We start from the raw sequence: 18,925 nt of genomic DNA on the forward strand, positions 1-18,925 counted from the left end.
GGCCTATTGGCTAGCCATCGGCGCCAACTTCACCTTGATCACGTCCCCGGGCAGCACGGGCGTGTCTTCGCTGGCGGCGATTTCGCTGCTCTTTCCGTCGACCACCCGAACCAGGCCAAACGACATTGTTGGCTCTTCGCCGTCGCGATAGCGTTGCAACGCCGGGTTCCCCGACATGGCTTCGGCCATCAGGCCTGTTTGCATATTCATCTTGAGCATTGTTTGACTGAGATCGGCTTCTGCCTGTTGCCGATCGGTGGCGAGGCCCGCATTCTGGGTGTTTTCCAGATCGATGGCGTCCTGATTGGCCTTGCTGATCGACTGCTTGGCGGTGAGGATGGCCGTTTCGTAATCCAGGATCTGGCCTTCCAGGTCGGCGATCGTTTGTTGCGAAGTCAGAACCCGCGTATTGACGACAAGGCCCTTTTGCGCCAGCGAGCCGATGCCGCTCAGCTGTTCCTTTGCCAGGTCGACCTGCCGCTGCTGGTTGACGATCTTTTTCTGCAGCGAATCAATCTCGCTCTGCAGCAGCGTCTTCAAATCATCGAGCGCCTGAAGGCGCAGTTTGAGATTCTTTTGATCGGCCGTCAGGATCGCCATCTCGTCGGCAACGATGCTTGCCAGTTTCGGATCGTCGGCCACCTCCTTCGGCACGTCGAACGTCGACTTGTCCGCTATCTCCGCTTCGATGCGCGCGCGCCTGACGATCAGCCGGACCCGTTGGTCTTGGAGAACGTCAAAATCGCCCTTGGCATTGATCATGTCGCGGTCGTACCGCTGTCCTTCGGGGCTCCGTCGGACACCGCCGGCGATGCTCATCGCCCTGAGCACGGTCAGGTCCGGCACGTAAGGATACTGACCGGGCGTCTGGACCTCCCCGGAAATGTAGAACGGCCTGTACTGCGCCATTTCGACGGAGGCTTCCGGCCGGTCCGCCAGAGCGAGCTTGCGCTGGAGCGCCTGGCCGATCGCTGCCGCGACCTCGGACGTGGTCTTGCCGGATGCCGGCATTTCGCCGACGAATGGCACGGACAATGTTCCGGCAGGACCGACCGTGTACTCTCCGTTGACGGCCGTCCAGTCGCGGAACGTGCCTTCAACGGTCTGCCATTCGGCCACGCGGATGGTCAGCTTGTCCTGCGATCCCAGGCGGTACTCGTCGGCGGTGGCGAGTTGGGGAACGGCGAGCGTCAGCGTGAGGCAAGCAGTCATAAGCCGCATCCGTCGCATGTGATTGCTGACAGTGCCGGCGCAGGAGATTCCGAAGATGTTTGTTTTCAACTGAGCTTTTTCCGATCCGCTTTGGCCCCGCCCGATGAAGCTTGCTGCAGAATGCTTGGCGTCTGGACCGTCACTCACCGGCTCCCGGCCGGGTCAGTAGCAGCCCCGCGACATCCAGACCGCAGGCACTGTCTTGATGATGATGCGAATGTCCTCGAATAGCGACCAGTTCTCAACATAGTGGCGATCGAACGCGACGCGGCTGTCGTAGGAAACGTCGTTGCGGCCGCTGACCTGCCAGAGCCCGGTCAGGCCGGGGCGCGATTTCAGGTAATAGACAGCCGAACTGCCATAGATTTCGAGCTCGTCGCGCACGACGGGGCGAGGACCGACAAGGCTCATGTCACCCTGAAGGATGTTGATGATCTGCGGCAGTTCATCTAGGCTGAGCTTCCTCAGCACGGCCCCGACGCGCGTGACGCGCGGATCGTTCTTGAGCTTGCGGGTCGCTGTCCATTCGGCATTGGCGTCCGGATTGGCGGCAAGATATGCTGCCAGCACCCGTTCACCATCCTGAACCATGGTGCGAAACTTGAGGCACGGGAAAATCCGTCCTCCCCGACCGATCCGGCTGTGACCGTAGAAAATCGGCCCGCCGTCGGAAAACTTGACAAGCAGCGCGACCATAACAAACAGCGGACTGAGAGCCACCAGGCCAATCAGTGAACCGGCAATATCGAAGCTGCGTTTTAGCAGGCCGCCGATTGGTGGAAAATCGATGCCGGCCTGCGAAAAATCCGCATCGGCCGACTTGGCTACGTCCCTCATGCGTAAACTCCATACGTTGAACGGATGGTTTCGCTCACAATATCAAAAAAATGCTGCATCGCAACACACAATTTCTCGATCGCTTGAAATAATCACGTTATGAATTGACTAAATAATAAACCGATCCTGCACAAATTTTGATCTTTATGGCACGTTCGTGACAGATTATGGGCAACTTTGAAAAATCTAGTGCCTTTTTGAGGCTTATTTTAGGAGAATCGCTCTTTGTACCGCGTCATGGAACATAATCGTGCTTTAGCTTCCGAGACATATATAGATTTTAGAGTAAAATACTAATTAATATTATGGGTCTTACTGGAGGGGCTCCATATCCGGTGATTGGCCATGATGCAGACGTGTGCGTCGCAACATGGCAGAGTCGATCCCGCGAACGCATCCAAAATTATTTGTGGTTGGCCTTGCCCGCTATTGCACACCTTAATAGAGTTGCAAATTGTTTCTGTCAGAGTATGGAACAGCGTGGGAAAGGCCGAAAGCAACCGGCCAAAAAGCGGGCCGCCTCAACGAGCTCGCATGGCGAAGGGAGGCTCGGGGTGGGTCAATCATCGATTATTGCCCGAGCAGGTTGACGGGCTGTCGGGTATGTCGCTACCAAAATTCATTGTCGGCATGATTTTCGCTCTGGCGATCGTGGTCGCCTGGTCTCATCTGGGCGGCGCTTCGCTCGGCACGACGCTTTTTCGCGCTATGGCTTGCGCCATCGTCATTCAGCTAGGCTATTTTTTGCTGGTTTTCGTCATGGTTGCCAGAAACACGCCGACATCGGCTGATAAGATTCGCGATGCCGAACGAAAGCTGAGTCCGACCGAGGCGGCCGATGGCGAGAAGTTCAGTGCCAGGAGAAGCCTTCACTGACCCTGCGTCAGGTCGCGTCGGTTGGGTTCCTGTCGGACTGCTCGCCTTACAGCATCCTGGACAACTGGCCTTCGGATTTTTCCTTCAGCCTCTGATCCCCTGATTCACTATCTGATTTTGCCTGACCTTGACGATGCGGCCGTTTTCCATCGCGACCACCAGGTCGGCGAAAGCGAAGATCGACGGCCGGCGCGACGGTCAGGGTCGACATCGCGCCGCAGCCCGTCGATCGCCTTGGTGATCAGCGATTCGAGTGCGCTGACAGCGCTATCCAGAATGGTCAGGGGCGGTTTGCGAAGCGGCGCGTCGATTCGCTGGCATTACACCGCCCATCGATTTGCGCCATGACGACACCGAAAGGAAAGACTGGACGGAGCGAATGATTTTGGCGATGCTTCGCACTTGCAGCATAAGCGCCGGCTGACGCTTTTTCGAACAGCCGGACAGTCGGTGAGGACGAGAGTTGCATCGGACATTCAACGGGGGGGCGGCAAGAAATTCGGAGCCACCTTTGCAGTCGAGAGACGAATTGATGACAAAACCCGAGGTCTGCGTGATCATCGCTGCCCGCAACGCGGCGCGGACAATCCCGGTTGCCATCGCATCGGCGTTGCGCGAGCCGGAGGTGGCGGAAGTCGTCGTCGTCGACGACGCTTCCACCGACGATACCGCGAAAGTCGCTCGGGCAGCCGACGATGGCAGCGGCAGGCTTTCTGTAATCCGGCTCGACGTCAACGGCGGTCCTTCCTTCGCCCGCAACGCCGCGATCGCCAGTTCCAAGTCACCGTTCATCAGTATTCTGGACGCCGATGATTTTTTTCTCGAGGGCAGATATCGCGAGTTGTTCGCCAGCGCCGATTGGGATTTCGCTGCCGACAACATCATGATGATCAGGGACGATGCGGTGACCGATGTCTCTAAAATCGCCGCTCCGCAATTCTCGGCCGACCCGGAATTTCTCGATTTCGAGCGTTTCATCGAAGGCAACATCTCCAGTCGCCGTGTGCAGAGAGGTGAGTTAGGCTTCCTCAAACCGGTGATCAGCCGCGCTTTTCTCGACCGGCATGGGCTGCGCTATGACGAAAACCTGCGGCTGGGCGAAGACTATGAGCTCTACGCGCGCGCGGTTGCTTGCGGGGCACGCTTCAAGGTCATCAGGTCCTGCGGCTATGGCGCCATCGTTCGCGCGGATTCGCTGAGCGGCCAACATAAGACGCAGGATCTCAAGCGTCTGGCCGACGCGGATCTGGCGCTGCTGGCGATCGACAGTTTGCCGGAAGGCTCTAAGGCGGTGCTCAGAAGGCACGAACGGCAGGTGCGCGACAAATACCGGTTGCGGAACTTCCTCGACGTGAAGAACGAGCGGGGGCTGACGTCGGCCGCGGCCTACGCCCTGGCCAGCCAATCCAACCTCATCCCCATCGTTCGCGGCGTGGCCGCCGACAAGCTGGATGCGCTGTTTCGCCGCGCCGGCTTTGCCTCGAAGCAGCCTGTGCCGCCGCTGCGCTTTCTCATGGCCGCAACCAGCCCGCTCGGCGAGACTTGAGCTTGTCCGCGAGCGGCGCCATGCCGATCATGTCAACAGGTCCTTACCCCGCTCCAACGTGAAGCGAATTTCCGATTCGCCACACTAAAGCGCGTCGCGTTTGATGAGATTCATGCGACGCGCTTTAGTTCTTGTTCTTATGCATGTCGTTGTCGCAAAACCGCTGCGCACTTTTGCGCAACATGCATTAGGTGGTTGCCTACTCGCTCTGGGGATGGCATGTATGTTGCGGTGCAGCAATTTTGGTTGGCCGTTTGAATCGGCCCGAAAATGTCCCCTGTCAGAGGAGCTGGACGATGCGACAAGATTTTTTCGGCCTGGATGGGCACGGGATTGCCATAGGCCGGCTATGACAGGAGACTGAGCGCATGGCCTCGATATTCGGCTTCAGATCAAGGGATCCGGCTCGAGACAGGCAGACCGACATCTCGCGCCTTGACCGCTTGGCAAAGCTGCTTGACCAGATCGCAGCCGAGGTCGAGGCGGAGAAAAACGGACTTGAGAATCGCTACCGGACAAAGGCCACCAACGCGGCCTTTCTGGTCGAGGCGATGGAAAATGGAGCGGCCTCCTCCAGCAGATCCGCCGAAGTCAGCGAACTGACGAAGTCGATCCTGAATTGCGAGCAGCGCATCGCGGCGCTCGCGCGGCAAAACGAATTGATGAAGGATCTCCGTCATTCGCTGGATGCAATCTTCGATGAAAGCGGTCAGCGTGGCTCGACCACCAAGGCTGATTTCGCCAAGCCGGCCGCCGGCACGGGGTGAACTTCAAAGTTCTGGGTGGCGCCGCAGGCAAGAGGTTTAGTGCCACAGGTCAACAAAGAGGCAGCACAAGGAAGGTGCCCGGAGAAGGTCAAGATCAGCTCGTTTCGTCATGGTTCGAACGTCGACTTTGGGTTGGGGGCACACAGCACAAAGGTGAGTTTGGTATGCACGCGGATCCGAAAAGCACGTCCACCCCAAAAACCGGCGGCAGCCCGTTCACGCGCTCGATCAGGCAAGTGAACCTGAGGCAGCTATGCTCTAGCGGCGCGTTTCTGCTGGTCGCGCTCGGCAGCCTGGTTGCAGGCCCGACCCCTTCCCGTTCGCACGATATCCCGACTGCGCCATCGTTCGTCGATGATTTCACCAGCTTCGACCGTGCGCGCTGGTACGTTGCTGATGGCTGGACGAACGGCAGCCATCAGAACTGCACCTGGTCCAAAAGCCAGGTCGAGCTTTCCGACGGCATGCTGACGCTCGGTTTCGAAAAGCGGAAGTTGAAGGATCGCGATTTTGCCTGCGGCGAGATCCAGACCAAGCAGCGCTTCGGCTATGGCACCTATGAGGCACGGATGAAAACCGATGCCGGCTCCGGCATCAACGCCGCCTTCTTTTCCTACATCGGCCCCTCCGACAAGCAGCCATGGGATGAAATCGACTTCGAGGTGCTGACCAAGGACACCTCCAAGGTGCAGGTCAACGCCTACATAGCCGGCAAGGGCAACAACGAGAAATTGGTGGATGTAGCGGGCGGCGCCGACAAGGCTTTCAATGACTACGCCTTCGTCTGGGAGAAGGACCGGCTGCGCTGGTACGTCAATGGCCAGCTGGTGAACACGATCACCGATCCGGCAAAGCTGCCCAGCCATGCGCAAAAGATATTCTTCAGCCTCTGGGGCAGCGACACGATGAAGGGCTGGCTGGGCCCGTTTTCGGATCCGGGGCGCAAGCTCACCATGCAAGTGGACCGCGTCGCCTTCACGGCGCTCGGCCAGCCATGCCAGTTTCCGGAATCGCTGGCATGCAGCATAAAGTGAAGGCTAATCTGAACCGGCCGGACCGAAAGCGCTCCGAAGCCTTGAACAGGGATGAAACCAAATGAATTTGACGGTCTTTGGAATTGGCTATGTCGGTCTCGTGCAGGCGGCGGTGCTTGCCGAAGTCGGACACCAGGTGGTGTGCGTCGACATCGACGTGAAAAAAGTCGAGCGGCTCAATCAGGGCCTCATCCCGATTTTCGAGCCCGGGCTCGAAAACCTCGTCAAGGAGAACCACGCGGCCGGCCGCATCAAGTTCACCACCGACGCCGCCGCCGCGGTCAAGCATGGCGAGATCCAGATGATCGCCGTCGGCACACCTCCCGGAGAGGATGGTTCAGCCGACCTCAAATATGTCCTGGCCGTCGCCGAGGCCATCGGCCGGGAGATGGACGCGCCCAAGATCGTCGTCGGCAAATCGACCGTGCCGGTCGGCACCTGCGAAAAGATAAAGGCCAGGATCGCCGCGACGCTGAAGGCGCGGGGTCGCGAGGATCTGGCTTTCGACGTGGCCTCCAATCCGGAATTCCTCAAGGAAGGCTCGGCGGTGGCCGACTGCACGAAGCCCGATCGCATCATCGTCGGCACCAGCAGCGAAAGCACCGAGGCGGTGATGCGTGAGCTTTATGCGCCGTTCAACCGCAACCACGAGAAGATGATCGTGATGGATGTGCGCAGCGCCGAATTCACCAAGTACGCGGCCAATTGCATGCTGGCGACCAAGATCAGCTTCATGAACGAAATGGCCAATCTGGCCGAGGAGCTGGGCGCCGACATCGAGGAGGTCCGCAAGGGCATCGGCAGCGATCCGCGCATCGGCTACCATTTCATCTATCCGGGTCTCGGCTATGGCGGCTCGTGCTTCCCCAAGGATGTGCGCGCCCTGATCAAGGCGGCGGAAGGCGTCAAGTTCGATGCCAAGCTGCTGCGCGCGGTCGAGGAGCGCAACAACGAGCAGAAGTCGGTCCTGTTCGACAAGGTGAACCGGTACTTCGAGGGCAATCTGAAGGGCAAGACCTTTGCGCTTTGGGGCTTAGCCTTCAAACCCGACACCGACGACATGCGCGAGGCGCCGGCGCGTGTCCTGATGGAAGCGCTGTGGAAGGCCGGTGCCAAAGTGCAGGCCTACGATCCCGAGGCGATGCAGGAATGCCAGGCCATCTACGGGCTGCGCGAGGATCTCCTCTTGTGCGGGACCAAGGAGGCAGCGCTGCGTGGCGCCGACGCACTCCTGATCGCCACCGAGTGGAAGAGCTTCCGCGCGCCTTCTTTCGACGCGGTGAAGGATGCGTTGACCACGCCGATCATCTTCGACGGCCGAAACCTCTACGACCCGAAGGTCATTGCCCGCCACGGCATCGAATACCACTCGATCGGCAGGATGGCGGCGTGAGGCCCATTCGGGAAAGGCCTATGGCTAGACCGGATCGCACACCAGGGACGGTTACGAAGGCTTTGATGAACGCGCTCGTTTCAACAAAGGATTTTATCTGATGGTGCTGGGCGTCAGGCCGGAACAGATCGCCAACGAACATTTCGATCTTGTCGCCATCGGTTCCGGTTTCGGTTCGGCGTTCTTCCTGCATGCGTTCGCGAAGCAGCGAAAGGCTCGCGTTCTGGTTCTGGAATGGGGCCGGCACAACACGCATGAATGGCAGATCGACCAGAACGCCAACACCGACATCGACGAAGGGACGACCTATAAGACCAACTCCGACAAGCCGTGGAACTACACCATCGGATTGGGTGGCGGAACGAATTGCTGGTTCGCGCAGACGCCGCGCTTTCATCCGAACGACTTCAGGCTGAAAAGCCTCTACGGCATCGGCAACGACTGGCCGATCAGCTATGACGAGCTTGAGCCGTTCTACTGCGATGCAGAGGACGTCATGTCGATTTCAGGCGATCCCGACATGGCGGCGATGATGCCGCGTTCCAGGCCGTTTCCACAACCACCGCATCACATGTCGACGCCGGACCGGATGATGAAAGCGGCGCAGCCGGATCAGCATTTTGTTGTGCCGACAGCGAGGGCACGCGTGCCGACCGCGCAGCGGTCTTCGTGCTGCGCCAACTTGCGATGCGGCTTATGCCCGGTCGACGCGAAATTCACCGCCAACAATGGCCTGATGCACGTCTTCGAGCATCCCGACGTTTCGGTCTGCCTTGGCGCGGAAGTGCGCCGGCTCGATCACGTCGGCGGATCGGTCCGTTCGGTCGTGTTCGTGCAGGACGGCAAGGAATATTCGGTCAGCGGCGATCTTTTCATTCTGGGCGCCAATGCCATCCAGAGCCCGGCGATCATGTTGCGATCCGGCCTGTCGGGCGAATTCGTCGGGCGTGGCCTGCACGAATCCTACGGATGGAATTTCGAAGCCTATCTCGACGGTGTCGACAATTTCGATGGCAGCACCATCACCACCGGCTTGAATTTCGGCCTTTATGACGGCGCCCACAGATCGCAGCATGCGGCGGCGCTGGTCTATTTCGAAAACCGCTGGCAGCACGGGATGCGCCCCGAAAAGGGACGCATCCGTCAGACGCTTCCCCTCATCATTGTCACCGAAAACCTGCTCGAGCCGGAAAATCTCGTCATCCTCGACGAGGATGAAAACGCCTTCGTCAGTTTCAAGGGGGCATCCGACTATGCCGTCAAGGGCATGGCGTGGGCAAAGGAGAAACTGCCGGCGCTTCTGGCCCCGCTGCCGGTCGAAGAGATTTTCGATCGCGGCATCCGGCCGACCGAGTCGCACGTCCAGGGCACGTTGAGGATGGGCTTGAGCCCGGCGGATTCGGTGGTCGACCGGGACATGATCCACCATCAGCTCAGGAACCTGGTCGTCGTCGGCTCGAGCACATATCCAAGCTGTTCCTGTGCCAACCCGAGCCTGACCGCGGCAGCCCTCTCCTTGCGGGCGGCGAGCCGGATAGCGGGAAAGGAAATGGCCGGATGATCAAGGTTTCGCGGCGCGCGGCACTGGCCATCATGGCTGGCGGAGTTGCTTCGACCGGCATCGCCTATGCCGCCGTTTCCTCGCTTTCGGACGAGGACCTGGTGCGCGTCACGCTCGAAAGATATTTCGGCAGGCTGAACATGCGCATCGAACATCTGCAGCAGTTCGTCCTGGAATTCCAGAAGCGGAACCCCTGGATATTTCCAAACAAAAAGCTGGGCGATGCGGTCACTCTGCTTGAAGAGCTGAAATTGGGCGCCGCACGCCGGTTTCTCCCCGACCAGAAAAAAGAAGATCTGAGCCATTTCGACCGCTGGGTTATTGCCGAGTTCCATATGCTGACCGACTATGCCCGGCGCAGTTCGCCAACCGATCCGATCCGATTCACCGGATGGCAGCCATGCACCAATCCGTTCGCCAATTTAGAGATGCAACAGGATGCCTGAAAGCGGGTCGCAAGCCATCACGCGTGAACAAGCCATGCGTTAACAAGCAATGCGTCATCGCTCGTAAACTTGAGAATGCGACAAGGAGCCGAAACCATGAAAGTGCTTTTTGCAGGCGGCAACGGTTACACGCCCCAGTTCAGCGGCGGTGTCCAGTCCAGCACCCATCATCTTGCCGAGCAGTTGCTCGAGCACGGGCATGAGGCGTCGGTGCTCGCCGCCCTGTTTGGCCAAGGCGTTTTCGGCTACAAGGCGCGCGCCAAGATGAAGCTTCTGAGACAGCGCGCGGTCATCGACAGCTATCCGGGCTATCCGGTCGTGCGGGCCTGGTTTCCCTGGGAGGCGGCGGGTTTTGCCGTCGAAAAGCTGAGGCCGGATGTCGCCGTGGTCCAGTGCCACAAGTCGGTTCCGATCGGCAAGGCGCTGCAGGCGGAAGGCGTGCCGCTGGTCGTCTATCTCAGAAACGTCGAGTTCCACGAATTGGGCGGCGATCTGCGCGAGCTGCATTCGGCGCTTTACATCGCCAATTCCGAATTCACGGCGCGCACCTACAAGGCAAAATTCGATATCGATTCGACGGTTATACCGCCGACCATCAATCCCGCCCTCTACAGCACGCCGACGACAGGCGAATTTGTCACGCTGATCAATCCATATGAGGAAAAAGGCTTCGAGCTTGCGGTGCGCATTGCCGCCGCCTGCTCCGAAATCCCGTTCCTATTCGTTGAAAGCTGGAAGCTTGACGACGATCATCGGGCCCGGATCGAGCAGACGATTGCGCCGCTCGGCAACGTCACGCTGGAGAGCCGGACCAGCGAAATGAAAACCGTTTATGGCCGCACGAAAATCCTGCTCGCCCCCAGCAAGTGGGAAGAGGCCTGGGGCCGGGTGGCGTCGGAAGCCCATTGCAGCGGCATTCCCGTCGTAGGCTCGCGTCGTGGCGGCCTGCCCGAAGCGATCGGCTCCGGTGGCGTGGTGCTGGATTACGACGCCCCGCTCGCCGATTGGGTGGCAGTGGTCAGGCGTCTGTGGACCGACAGCCAGGAATATGGGCGGCTTTCAACGGCGGCACGTGCATTCTCCGAGCGACCGGAACTCGATCCGGCTGGTCAGTTCGCGACCTTCTTCTCGATGCTCGACAGGGCGGCACGGCAGCCTTCGCGACAGGCCGCCTAGAGCAATTCCAGGAAAAGTGCGTAGCGGTTTTCCGTTCGGAATTGCGTAAAAACAAATGCTTAGAGCGGGTCAGCGATTCTATCAAAGCTGAACCGCTCTAAGTTCTGAATCGGATTCAAGCAGGTCTTTTGATCCGGCTCTTGAGCGTCTCGTAGCCGCGTTCGCCGAGCAGTGTGCGCGCCACGGTCTTGATTGCCGTCTTGCGCCCGTCAGGCGAACTGATCCCCCGCAATCTGCTGGGAAGGTTGCGTGCCGTCTGTCCTAGTGCCGGAAGCGACAGCGTATCGGGATAAGTTACCAGATGCGTTTCGACGCACAGCACCGGTTTGCCGGAAAGCTTGGCGATCTTGAGGGCCTGCTGGTGCTCGCTCTCGATGAACAGGATGGCGTCGGATTTGCGGTAGAAATCGGCTTTGAAACTGCCATGCACGCCAAGCCGTTGCCGTTCCGCCTTGCTCGGCAGGTCAAGCATGATCAGTCTGTCGTATGCGATGCCATGCTTTGCGAGCCATGCTTCGGTAAGCGCGCGGTATTTCTCGAGCCGGCTGGTGACGAGCCAGCCGATCTTGCGGGTCGGGCCAAACAGAGGCAGTGCTTCGCTCAGGAATTTCTCATAGGCCGGGCCGTCGTCGTTTTCGGCTTCGGTCGGGTCCAGGCAGAGCACGCCGTCAATGTCGACGCAGCATTGCGCGAGGAATTTGTGGTGCATGAAGTTCCATTGGAACATCCTTGGATGCGGCACGACTTCCAGGACGACGTCAGTTTCCTCGTGCTGAGGCAGCAGGCCGAACACCGCGGCAAAGATGAAGTCCGCCTTGATGCCGGCGGCCTCTACCCGGCTGCGCGCCTCGCGCATCGCGGCACCGCCGCTGACGCTGTCGTCGATCACCAGAACCTTGCGCATGTCGGAGGCCTGCCGGTCGAGCGCGGCGCGGCGTTTGGTGACCCCCGAAGTATAGATCTTTCCGGCCAGGAAGCTGTCCAGATCGGTCATCGGGATGTTCGCCGTCAGGCTGAGCAGTGTGGCGGCGAGAATCCCGCTTCGGGGAACGCCGACCACCAGGTCGATGTCGCGCGGCAACCGGTGAAGGTTCCTGACAATCGCATCGTTCATGTCGGAGATCGATCGGTAGTGCATGGGATCAGACCTGCTTCTCGTATGGATGTCCGTGCAAGTTACTTCGCCTCGCTTGGTGCTGCCGCGGGCGCCCGTGCCGGCAGGAGTTTCAGAGCCTCCCGCAATGCTTCGCGGCCGGACGCAAACGCCAGCGCGGTCACGATGGTGATCATGTAGGACAGCACAACCGCGCTCGCCATGGCGACGATGTGCTGTTGCGGCAGCAGCGGCTTGGCAAACCAGATCGCGGCAAGCGCCAGATGCGCGCCAAGCACGAAGGGCGTTGCCGCGCGAAGCATGTGGCTTGCCCGCAGCGGCCCGGTCTTGCCGATATACAGCCACAGGAAAGGTGTTTTGAGATACTCGCTGATCGCATAGGCGATCGCCACCCCCAACGCGCCATAAGGCAGGCCGACCAGGAAGGCCAGCACCGACGTCACGGCCGCTATGATGCCCCAGCGCATGAAATCGCCCGAGCGACCCTGGCTGATGAAAAGCCAACCCGCCGGGTTGTTGAGCGGCTGCAGCAGCCCGGCAAAACCGAGCGCCAGGAAGATGTTGGAACTCTGCCGCCACTGCTCGCCGAGCACAAACGGTATCAGCAGGTCGGACATGGCGGTGGCGAAGGCGACACCGGGAAGTGCAACCAGCAAGATCAGCGGCATGACGCGAAGATAGGCGCTGCGGTAGCGGTCCGGCTCGTCCTTCAGCCTGGAAAGAGCCGGCACCATGACCTTCGACAGCGGATTGGTGATCTGGCTCAACGGAAACAGAAGCAGCTTGTAGGCCCGGTCATAAAGCCCAAGCTGCGCTTCGCCCCAATATTTTCCGATCAGCACATTGTCGAGATTGCGGGCAAAGAAATTGGTGAAATTGAACCCGGTGATGCCGGCGCCGAAATTGATCAGGTCGCTGATGCCATCGACCTTGCGCGGCAGGCTGGGGCGCCATCGCGAGTTTGCCCAGAAGCAAAGTGTGGGCAGCACGGCTGTTGTCAGCGTGCCGGCAAAAAGTGCCCAGTAGGAACGGTCGATGAAAGTCCAGGCGATCGATACGACGAGGCCGGCGACGGCACTTGCGACGTCGATGATGGCCAGGCGGCCGAACTGCATGCGGCGTGTCAGCAGCGCCAGATGCTGGGCGCCCAGCCCATACGCTATGATCTGCAGCCCAAGCGCTGCCACCAGACCGGCCACCCGCGGCTCGCCGTAGAAAGCGGCGACCAGCGGCGCCGAGCCGGCAAGCACGCAAGCGAGCAACGTGCTGACCGCGACATTGACCCAGAAGAGGTAGTTGATCTCCTCATGCCTTATCCCGCTTTTCTGGATCGTGGCCTGGGTCAGGCCGAAATCCTGGAACAGCGCGATGAAGGCAAGCACCGGTGCGCACATCGCCACCACACCGAAGTCCTGCGGCGACAGCAGGCGCGACAGCACGATGACGGAGACGATCTGCGTCGCAACCCGCACCGATTGCGCCAAAGCCGTGATGATAGCGCCGCGTCCGACTGATCTGCGGAGAGAGCCCTCTGGCGGGTCGAATGCATTGGCTTGCAAATTCAGGGTCCCTGATTTTTGTGCCGGTCCGACGTCCCGACCCGCGCCCGATGCCACCATCAAACTACGGCAATAATTTTGCAGCGCAACAAAAAACGTGGATTTTTGCTACGCTGCACCAAAAATGTTGCGATGCAGCACGAGCTGTACTAGGATTCTTGCGGGCGGGCCAACAGCGGTCGAATTTTCATGCTGCATGTCTTGTACTTGGTACACGACGTCTCCGACCCGGCAGTGCGCCGGCGGATCATAATGCTCAAGGCAGGCGGCGCCCAGGTCACACTGGCGGGCTTCCGTCGGACAGCAAGCCCAATCGCCGACGTCGAGGGCTTGCAGCCGATCGATCTTGGCGCGACGCGCGACGGCCGATTCGGCCAGCGCCTGGCAGCGGTCACAAAGGCGGCGGTCTCGATCGTCTCGAAACTCGGTTCGATGCCAAGACCCGACCTCATCATCGCGCGCAATCTGGAAATGCTGGCGCTTGCCCGCCGTGCCAGATCGGCGTTCCAGGCAACGGTGCCGATTGTCTATGAGTGTCTCGATATCCATCGCCTGGTGCTTCGCGACGACTTTCTGGGCAAGGCGATGCGCGGCGCGGAACGCTATCTGGCCAGGGATGTAAAGCTGCTGGTGACCAGTTCGCCCGCCTTCATCGCCAACTATTTCAAGCCGTTCGGCCAGATTGCCGCGCCGGTCGAACTGCTCGAAAACAAATATTTCGAGCCTGCCGCGGTTTTGCTGGATGATCGCACGGTGGTGGAGGATCCCGTCGCTCCGCCTTGGCGGATCGGCTGGTTCGGCGCACTCCGGTGCCGCCGCTCCCTGGAGCTTCTGGCCGAATTTTCCCGACGGCTCGAGGGGCGCTTCGAAATCATCCTCAGAGGCCGTCCGGCGCTTTCCGAATTTCCGGATTTTCACGGTTTCGTCGAATCCGAGCCCTGGCTCTCGTTTGGCGGGCCCTATCGGAACCCCGAGGACATGGCGACGATCTACCGCGAGGTTCATTTTTCCTGGGCCATCGACTTTTTCGAGCAGGGGCTGAATTCCGAATGGCTGCTGCCCAACCGCCTCTATGAGGGCTGCCGCTTCGGCGCGGTGCCGATCTCGATGGGCAACACCGAAACCGGCCGGTTTCTCGACCGACAGGGTATCGGCGTTCTTTTGCCTAAAGCCACGCCTGAGGCGCTCGAAGCCGCCTTGGGCGATATGGAGCAGCATCGTTTCGGGAAATTGCGGGCGTGTGTTCTTGCCCGCAATCCGCGAACCTGGAGCCATGATCGCAGCGATTGCCGAGCGCTCGTCGAGAAGCTTCGCGGGTTGACGGCCGTGCCCGGTCCATATGCCGCCGAGGCACTGGCTTAGGATGGCTAAAGATGGACACGGGCCAATGACGCAAACCGAAATGCTTGCGCCCAGCCTGATCGTGATTCCGTGCCTGAACGAAGCGGCTCACATCGGCGCGCTTGTTGATCAGCTTCGACCAGCGGCCGAGAGGCTCGGTGCCCGGATCGTCGTTGCCGATGGCGGCAGCACGGACGCCACAAGGGCGATCGTCGAGGAGATCGCCGGGAAGGATCCGCGGATCATCCTTCTTCACAATGAAAAGCGGCTGCAGAGCGCGGCGATCAATCTCGCCGTTGCCAGTTACGGAGAAGGAGCGGAGTATCTCATTCGCATCGATGCGCATGGCGGCTATCCCCTGGACTATTGCGATCGGCTGGTCGAGGAGGCGCTGGCCACCGGCGCGGATTCGGTCGTCGTCTCCATGCTGACCAGCGGCAGCGGCACGGTGCAGAAAGCGGTGGCGGCTGCACAGAATTCCAAGCTCGGCACGGGCGGCTCCAAGCACCGGCATCTCTCGGTGGGAGAGTGGGTGGATCACGGTCACCATGCGCTGATGCGGATATCGGCCTTCAAGGCTGTCGGCGGCTATGACGAGACGTTCAGCCACAACGAGGATGCGGAGCTCGACTACCGGCTGCGCCAGGCCGGCTACCGGATCTGGATGAGCGGCAAGACGCAAATGATCTATTACCCGCGGTCGTCGCTCGCCGGCCTCTATTTCCAGTATCTCGGCTATGGCCGCGGCCGGGCAAAGAACGTTCTCAAGCACCGCATGATACCGAAGGTCCGGCAGATGGTGCCGCTGCTGGTGTTCCCCGTCGTCCTTCTCTCTGCCTTTTTCTTCGTGCATTGGCTGGCGGTCGTGCCGCTTCTGGTGTGGGCGTCGGTTTGCCTCGGCTATGGCGTATGGACCGCCATCAGCCAGCGCAATCCGGACAGTGCGCTTGCCGGGATTTCGGCGATGGTCATGCATTTCGGCTGGTCCGTAGGCTTCTGGCTGCAACTGCTTGGACCGCGATCGCAGCGTAGGAGGGTAGCGTGATGGGTGCGGCCGAAAAAAACCGCAGCATAGATATCTGCGTCTGCACGTTTCGGCGGCCGGAGCTTGCCGACACGCTCCGCTCCATTGCCGCTCTGGATGTGCCTTCGGGGTTCGACATCCGCGTCATCGTCGCCGACAATGATGACGGCCCGACGGCCGAACTGCTGGTGGCGACGCTGGCGGAGACGTTGAAGCTGCCGATCAGCTATCGTCATTGTCCGGCGCGCAACATCTCGATCGCCCGCAACGCCTGCCTTGACGCCAGCACGTCGGATTTCGTCGCCTTTCTCGACGACGACGAAACGGCATCTTCCAAATGGCTCGCCGAACTGGTTGCGACGGCGGAAGCGAGTGGCGCCGCCGCCGTGCTCGGACCGGTGCGGGCGCGCTATCGGCCAGACGCGCCCGACTGGATGCGTCGCGGCGATTTCCACTCCACCTTGCCCGTCTGGGTGCGCGGCGAAATCCGCACCGGCTACACCTGCAATGTTCTGCTCAGGATGGGCGCCGACAGCCTCCGCGGTCGGCGGTTCAGCCTCGCGCGTGGCCAGACCGGCGGCGAGGACACCGAGTTCTTCGACCATATGGTCAAAGCCGGCGGCCGCATCGCTTTTTCGCCGCAGGCCTGGGTCGACGAAGTGGTGCCGCGCGCCAGAGCCGCATTCGACTGGCTCCGCCGCCGCCGGTTCCGCGTCGGGCAGACGCATGGGCATCTCCTCGGACGCAACGCGAGTGGCCTCGCATTGGTCAGGCAAGTCGGCCTCGCCTCGGCAAAGGCGGTCTTTTGTTTCGCATCGGCAATCCCGGTCGCTATCAATCCCGTGCGCAGGAACCGCAGCGTGCTTCGCGGCATCATGCATGTCGGCGTCGTCAGCGGGCTCGTCGGTGTGCGTGAAATCCGCCAGTATGGCCTGCCCTCGCCGCAGGAAGGGGGCAAGCGTGCAGCCTGACGTCACCTTTATCATTGCCGCCTACAATGCGGAGCTGACCATCGAGCGGGCGATCGCCAGCGCCATCGCCCAGCGTGATGTCAGCGTCGAAATCATCGTCGTCGACGACCAGTCGGGCGATCGGACGCTCGATCTGGCGCGATCCTACCCAGAAGACATCGTGCGTGTTGTCGCACTTGAGCAAAACCGTGGTCCCGGCGGCGCCAGGAATGCCGGCCTTGAGCTTGCCCGCGGCAGATGGGTCGCGGTCCTCGATTCCGACGACGCGGTCTATCCCGGGCGAATCTGCACCATGATTGACCGCGCGGAGAAAGCGGGCGCCGAGATCGCGGTCGACAATCTCCAGGTCGTTCGCGAGGACGGCGTTGCCGAAGAGACGATGTTCCCTGCCGACTATCTGGAGGGCTTGAGTGAAATCTCGCTGGCGGACTTTATCGCCGGCAATGTGGTCTTCGAATCGAGATTCAATCTCGGCTATCTCAAGCCGATCTTCCAGCGACGTTTCTTGAACGAAAACGGGCTTCGCTATGACGAAGGCCTGATCATCGGCGAAGATTACATCCTGCTGGCCAGTGCTCTGGCCAAGGGCGGCAAATGCGTCGTCGAGCCGACGACGGGCTATGTCTACCATATCCGCACCGGCTCCATTTCCCGCGTGCTCGAACTTCATCACGTCGAGGCGATGCGCAAGGCCGATCTCGTTTTCGCCAGGACTCATTCGATGGACGCAAAGGCCGAGGCCGCTTTCGCGAGGCGCACGCGCAGCTTGCGCAAGGCGGCGTCGTTCCTGTCGCTGGTCCAGCACATCAAGGCGCGGTCCCCGCTCAAGGCGGTGTGGACGGCGCTCAGCGATCCGGCGGCGGTTCGGCATATGGGCATGCCGATCGCCGTCCGGCTGCGAAGGGTGGCGGCGCAATTTGCCGTGGGTGCGGGGGAGGTGAAAGGTGCAGGCAGGTGAAAAACAGTTTCGCGGCCTGCGACAGGTTGAAGTCGATCTCCTCAGAAGGAATATGCGATGAAGAAAGTCAGGAAGGCAGTCATACCGGTAGCGGGGCTTGGAACGCGATTCCTGCCGGCGACCAAATCGATGCCGAAGGAAATGCTGCCGGTCGTCGACAGGCCTGTCGTGCAATATGCGGTGGATGAGGCGTTCGAAGCCGGCATCGAGCACATTGTCTTCGTGACGGGCCGCAACAAGGCGGTCATCGAGGATTATTTCGACCTGCATCCCGAATTGATCGGGACTTTGGAGCAGACCGGCAAGACGGCGCAGCTTCAGGCGCTGGAAAGCCTGCTTCCCGTGGCCGGTGCGACGAGCTTCATCCGGCAGCAGTCGCCGCAAGGTCTCGGCCATGCGGTATGGTGCGCCCGGGAGGTCATCGGCGATGAGCCGTTCGCATTGCTGTTGCCGGACATGGTGTCCTTCGGCGGGCGCGGATGTCTCGCCGAAATTGCCGATCTCTATGCGCAGACCGGCGGAAACGTCATCGCCGTCGAGCGCTGCGATCCGACTGAAACCAGCAAATACGGCATCGTCGGCTGCGGCGCGGATGTCGGCTCGGGCTTCGAGGTGACCGCCATGGTCGAAAAGCCGGCTCCGGCGAATGCGCCGTCGAACTACTACATCAACGGCCGCTATATCCTGCAGCCTGAGATATTCGCGTTGCTCGGCAATCAGCAGCGCGGCGCCGGCAACGAAATCCAGTTGACCGACGCCATGGTCCGCCTTGCGCAGAAGCAGGCTTTCTTCGCCCAGCCCTTCAATGGCCGGATGTTCGACTGCGGCTCGAAAGAAGGGTTCATCCAGGCCAATGTCGCCTTCGCGCTGGCGCGTGACGACATGAAGGGGCCGATCTTCGAGATGCTTCAGGAGTTCGTCCGGTCGCATGAGCGCCGGGTGGAAGCCGCATAAAGCCCATTTTTGGGGAGCATTAGCGTATGAATGGTGACGCAAGACACGCCGATATGTTTGGCCGCCCGGGTTTTCGCGGTGTCCGGCATGAAGCTTGCGTTGCACTTATGCTGATGCCCCCGATCTTGCTCTAGCGCCTGCAAACTAGAGCATCGG

Annotated in this window: 17 protein-coding genes; 13 read left to right on the top strand and 4 right to left on the bottom strand. The window is 60.5% G+C overall.

Annotation, left to right across the window (positions count from 1 at the left end):
• Nucleotides 1-3: 3 nt before the first annotated feature.
• Complete coding sequence (locus tag EN885_RS14915) at nucleotides 4-1,212, bottom strand: polysaccharide biosynthesis/export family protein (protein WP_127204067.1); 1,209 nt, start codon at nucleotides 1,210-1,212, stop codon at nucleotides 4-6.
• 162 nt (nucleotides 1,213-1,374) lie between these two features.
• Nucleotides 1,375-2,049 (bottom strand): sugar transferase, encoded by a 675-nt coding sequence (locus EN885_RS14920; RefSeq protein WP_095484316.1) that lies wholly within the window; start codon nucleotides 2,047-2,049, stop codon nucleotides 1,375-1,377.
• 534 nt (nucleotides 2,050-2,583) lie between these two features.
• Between EN885_RS14920 and EN885_RS14925 the strand changes: the two genes are divergently transcribed.
• The 8 genes from EN885_RS14925 to EN885_RS14960 all read left to right on the top strand — a co-directional run bounded on the left by EN885_RS14925 (nucleotide 2,584) and on the right by EN885_RS14960 (nucleotide 10,848).
• The gene (locus EN885_RS14925) at nucleotides 2,584-2,925 is read left to right on the top strand and encodes an exopolysaccharide production repressor exox (protein ID WP_245467848.1); all 342 of its coding nucleotides are present in this window, start codon (nucleotides 2,584-2,586) and stop codon (nucleotides 2,923-2,925) included.
• A 532-nt stretch (nucleotides 2,926-3,457) separates the two neighbouring features.
• Entirely contained in the window at nucleotides 3,458-4,471 is a 1,014-nt protein-coding gene (locus EN885_RS14930) for a glycosyltransferase family 2 protein (protein ID WP_126103891.1), read from the top strand.
• A gap of 368 nt (nucleotides 4,472-4,839) precedes the next feature.
• Nucleotides 4,840-5,238, top strand: coding sequence for a hypothetical protein (locus EN885_RS14935; protein ID WP_095484313.1), 399 nt, complete (start codon nucleotides 4,840-4,842; stop codon nucleotides 5,236-5,238).
• A gap of 164 nt (nucleotides 5,239-5,402) precedes the next feature.
• Nucleotides 5,403-6,272: a glycoside hydrolase family 16 protein gene (locus tag EN885_RS14940; RefSeq protein WP_128242347.1), complete on the top strand. Its 870-nt coding sequence runs from the start codon at nucleotides 5,403-5,405 to the stop codon at nucleotides 6,270-6,272.
• A 61-nt stretch (nucleotides 6,273-6,333) separates the two neighbouring features.
• Complete coding sequence (locus EN885_RS14945) at nucleotides 6,334-7,665, top strand: UDP-glucose/GDP-mannose dehydrogenase family protein (protein WP_095484311.1); 1,332 nt, start codon at nucleotides 6,334-6,336, stop codon at nucleotides 7,663-7,665.
• Between the two features lie 100 nt (nucleotides 7,666-7,765).
• Nucleotides 7,766-9,226: a GMC family oxidoreductase gene (locus EN885_RS14950; RefSeq protein ID WP_126103889.1), complete on the top strand. Its 1,461-nt coding sequence runs from the start codon at nucleotides 7,766-7,768 to the stop codon at nucleotides 9,224-9,226.
• Nucleotides 9,223-9,672, top strand: coding sequence for a hypothetical protein (locus EN885_RS14955; protein WP_095484310.1), 450 nt, complete (start codon nucleotides 9,223-9,225; stop codon nucleotides 9,670-9,672). The genes EN885_RS14950 and EN885_RS14955 overlap by 4 nt, the downstream gene beginning before the upstream one ends.
• Nucleotides 9,673-9,768: 96 nt before the next feature.
• Nucleotides 9,769-10,848 (top strand): glycosyltransferase, encoded by a 1,080-nt coding sequence (locus EN885_RS14960; RefSeq protein ID WP_126103888.1) that lies wholly within the window; start codon nucleotides 9,769-9,771, stop codon nucleotides 10,846-10,848.
• A 115-nt stretch (nucleotides 10,849-10,963) separates the two neighbouring features.
• Here the strand turns inward: EN885_RS14960 and EN885_RS14965 are convergent, their stop codons facing one another.
• Together EN885_RS14965 and EN885_RS14970 are read right to left on the bottom strand one after the other, a co-directional pair.
• On the bottom strand, nucleotides 10,964-11,986 hold the full coding sequence (locus EN885_RS14965; RefSeq protein ID WP_095484309.1) for a phosphoribosyltransferase family protein: 1,023 nt from the start codon (nucleotides 11,984-11,986) through the stop codon (nucleotides 10,964-10,966).
• Nucleotides 11,987-12,024: 38 nt separating this feature from the next.
• Complete coding sequence (locus EN885_RS14970; protein ID WP_095484308.1) at nucleotides 12,025-13,521, bottom strand: lipopolysaccharide biosynthesis protein; 1,497 nt, start codon at nucleotides 13,519-13,521, stop codon at nucleotides 12,025-12,027.
• Nucleotides 13,522-13,710: 189 nt separating this feature from the next.
• Between EN885_RS14970 and EN885_RS14975 the strand changes: the two genes are divergently transcribed.
• The 5 genes from EN885_RS14975 to EN885_RS14995 are packed head-to-tail and all read left to right on the top strand — an operon-like array spanning nucleotide 13,711 to nucleotide 18,769.
• Nucleotides 13,711-14,883 (top strand): glycosyl transferase family 1, encoded by a 1,173-nt coding sequence (locus EN885_RS14975; RefSeq protein WP_128242348.1) that lies wholly within the window; start codon nucleotides 13,711-13,713, stop codon nucleotides 14,881-14,883.
• Nucleotides 14,884-14,908: 25 nt separating this feature from the next.
• A complete protein-coding gene (locus tag EN885_RS14980; protein WP_128242349.1) occupies nucleotides 14,909-15,907 on the top strand; it encodes a glycosyltransferase family 2 protein in 999 nt (332 codons plus the stop codon).
• Nucleotides 15,907-16,857: a glycosyltransferase family 2 protein gene (locus EN885_RS14985; protein WP_128242350.1), complete on the top strand. Its 951-nt coding sequence runs from the start codon at nucleotides 15,907-15,909 to the stop codon at nucleotides 16,855-16,857. The genes EN885_RS14980 and EN885_RS14985 overlap by 1 nt, the downstream gene beginning before the upstream one ends.
• On the top strand, nucleotides 16,847-17,815 hold the full coding sequence (locus tag EN885_RS14990) for a glycosyltransferase family 2 protein (protein WP_245329811.1): 969 nt from the start codon (nucleotides 16,847-16,849) through the stop codon (nucleotides 17,813-17,815). The genes EN885_RS14985 and EN885_RS14990 overlap by 11 nt, the downstream gene beginning before the upstream one ends.
• Nucleotides 17,816-17,872: 57 nt before the next feature.
• A complete protein-coding gene (locus EN885_RS14995) occupies nucleotides 17,873-18,769 on the top strand; it encodes a UTP--glucose-1-phosphate uridylyltransferase (RefSeq protein ID WP_128242351.1) in 897 nt (298 codons plus the stop codon).
• Nucleotides 18,770-18,925: the final 156 nt, after the last annotated feature.

Origin of the sequence: Mesorhizobium sp. M6A.T.Cr.TU.014.01.1.1 (genome assembly GCF_004022765.1) — a bacterium.
In the GTDB taxonomy this organism is placed as follows: domain Bacteria; phylum Pseudomonadota; class Alphaproteobacteria; order Rhizobiales; family Rhizobiaceae; genus Mesorhizobium; species Mesorhizobium mediterraneum.

What these genes read in the sequence shown, in the direction of transcription:
- EN885_RS14915 (WP_127204067.1), bottom strand. Translation starts at nt 1,212, where the DNA reads ATGACTGCTTGCCTCACGCTGACGCTCGCCGTTCCCCAACTCGCCACC.
- EN885_RS14920 (WP_095484316.1), bottom strand. Translation starts at nt 2,049, where the DNA reads ATGAGGGACGTAGCCAAGTCGGCCGATGCGGATTTTTCGCAGGCCGGC.
- EN885_RS14925 (WP_245467848.1), top strand. Translation starts at nt 2,584, where the DNA reads ATGGCGAAGGGAGGCTCGGGGTGGGTCAATCATCGATTATTGCCCGAG.
- EN885_RS14930 (WP_126103891.1), top strand. Translation starts at nt 3,458, where the DNA reads ATGACAAAACCCGAGGTCTGCGTGATCATCGCTGCCCGCAACGCGGCG.
- EN885_RS14935 (WP_095484313.1), top strand. Translation starts at nt 4,840, where the DNA reads ATGGCCTCGATATTCGGCTTCAGATCAAGGGATCCGGCTCGAGACAGG.
- EN885_RS14940 (WP_128242347.1), top strand. Translation starts at nt 5,403, where the DNA reads ATGCACGCGGATCCGAAAAGCACGTCCACCCCAAAAACCGGCGGCAGC.
- EN885_RS14945 (WP_095484311.1), top strand. Translation starts at nt 6,334, where the DNA reads ATGAATTTGACGGTCTTTGGAATTGGCTATGTCGGTCTCGTGCAGGCG.
- EN885_RS14950 (WP_126103889.1), top strand. Translation starts at nt 7,766, where the DNA reads ATGGTGCTGGGCGTCAGGCCGGAACAGATCGCCAACGAACATTTCGAT.
- EN885_RS14955 (WP_095484310.1), top strand. Translation starts at nt 9,223, where the DNA reads ATGATCAAGGTTTCGCGGCGCGCGGCACTGGCCATCATGGCTGGCGGA.
- EN885_RS14960 (WP_126103888.1), top strand. Translation starts at nt 9,769, where the DNA reads ATGAAAGTGCTTTTTGCAGGCGGCAACGGTTACACGCCCCAGTTCAGC.
- EN885_RS14965 (WP_095484309.1), bottom strand. Translation starts at nt 11,986, where the DNA reads ATGCACTACCGATCGATCTCCGACATGAACGATGCGATTGTCAGGAAC.
- EN885_RS14975 (WP_128242348.1), top strand. Translation starts at nt 13,711, where the DNA reads ATGCTGCATGTCTTGTACTTGGTACACGACGTCTCCGACCCGGCAGTG.
- EN885_RS14980 (WP_128242349.1), top strand. Translation starts at nt 14,909, where the DNA reads ATGACGCAAACCGAAATGCTTGCGCCCAGCCTGATCGTGATTCCGTGC.
- EN885_RS14985 (WP_128242350.1), top strand. Translation starts at nt 15,907, where the DNA reads ATGGGTGCGGCCGAAAAAAACCGCAGCATAGATATCTGCGTCTGCACG.
- EN885_RS14995 (WP_128242351.1), top strand. Translation starts at nt 17,873, where the DNA reads ATGAAGAAAGTCAGGAAGGCAGTCATACCGGTAGCGGGGCTTGGAACG.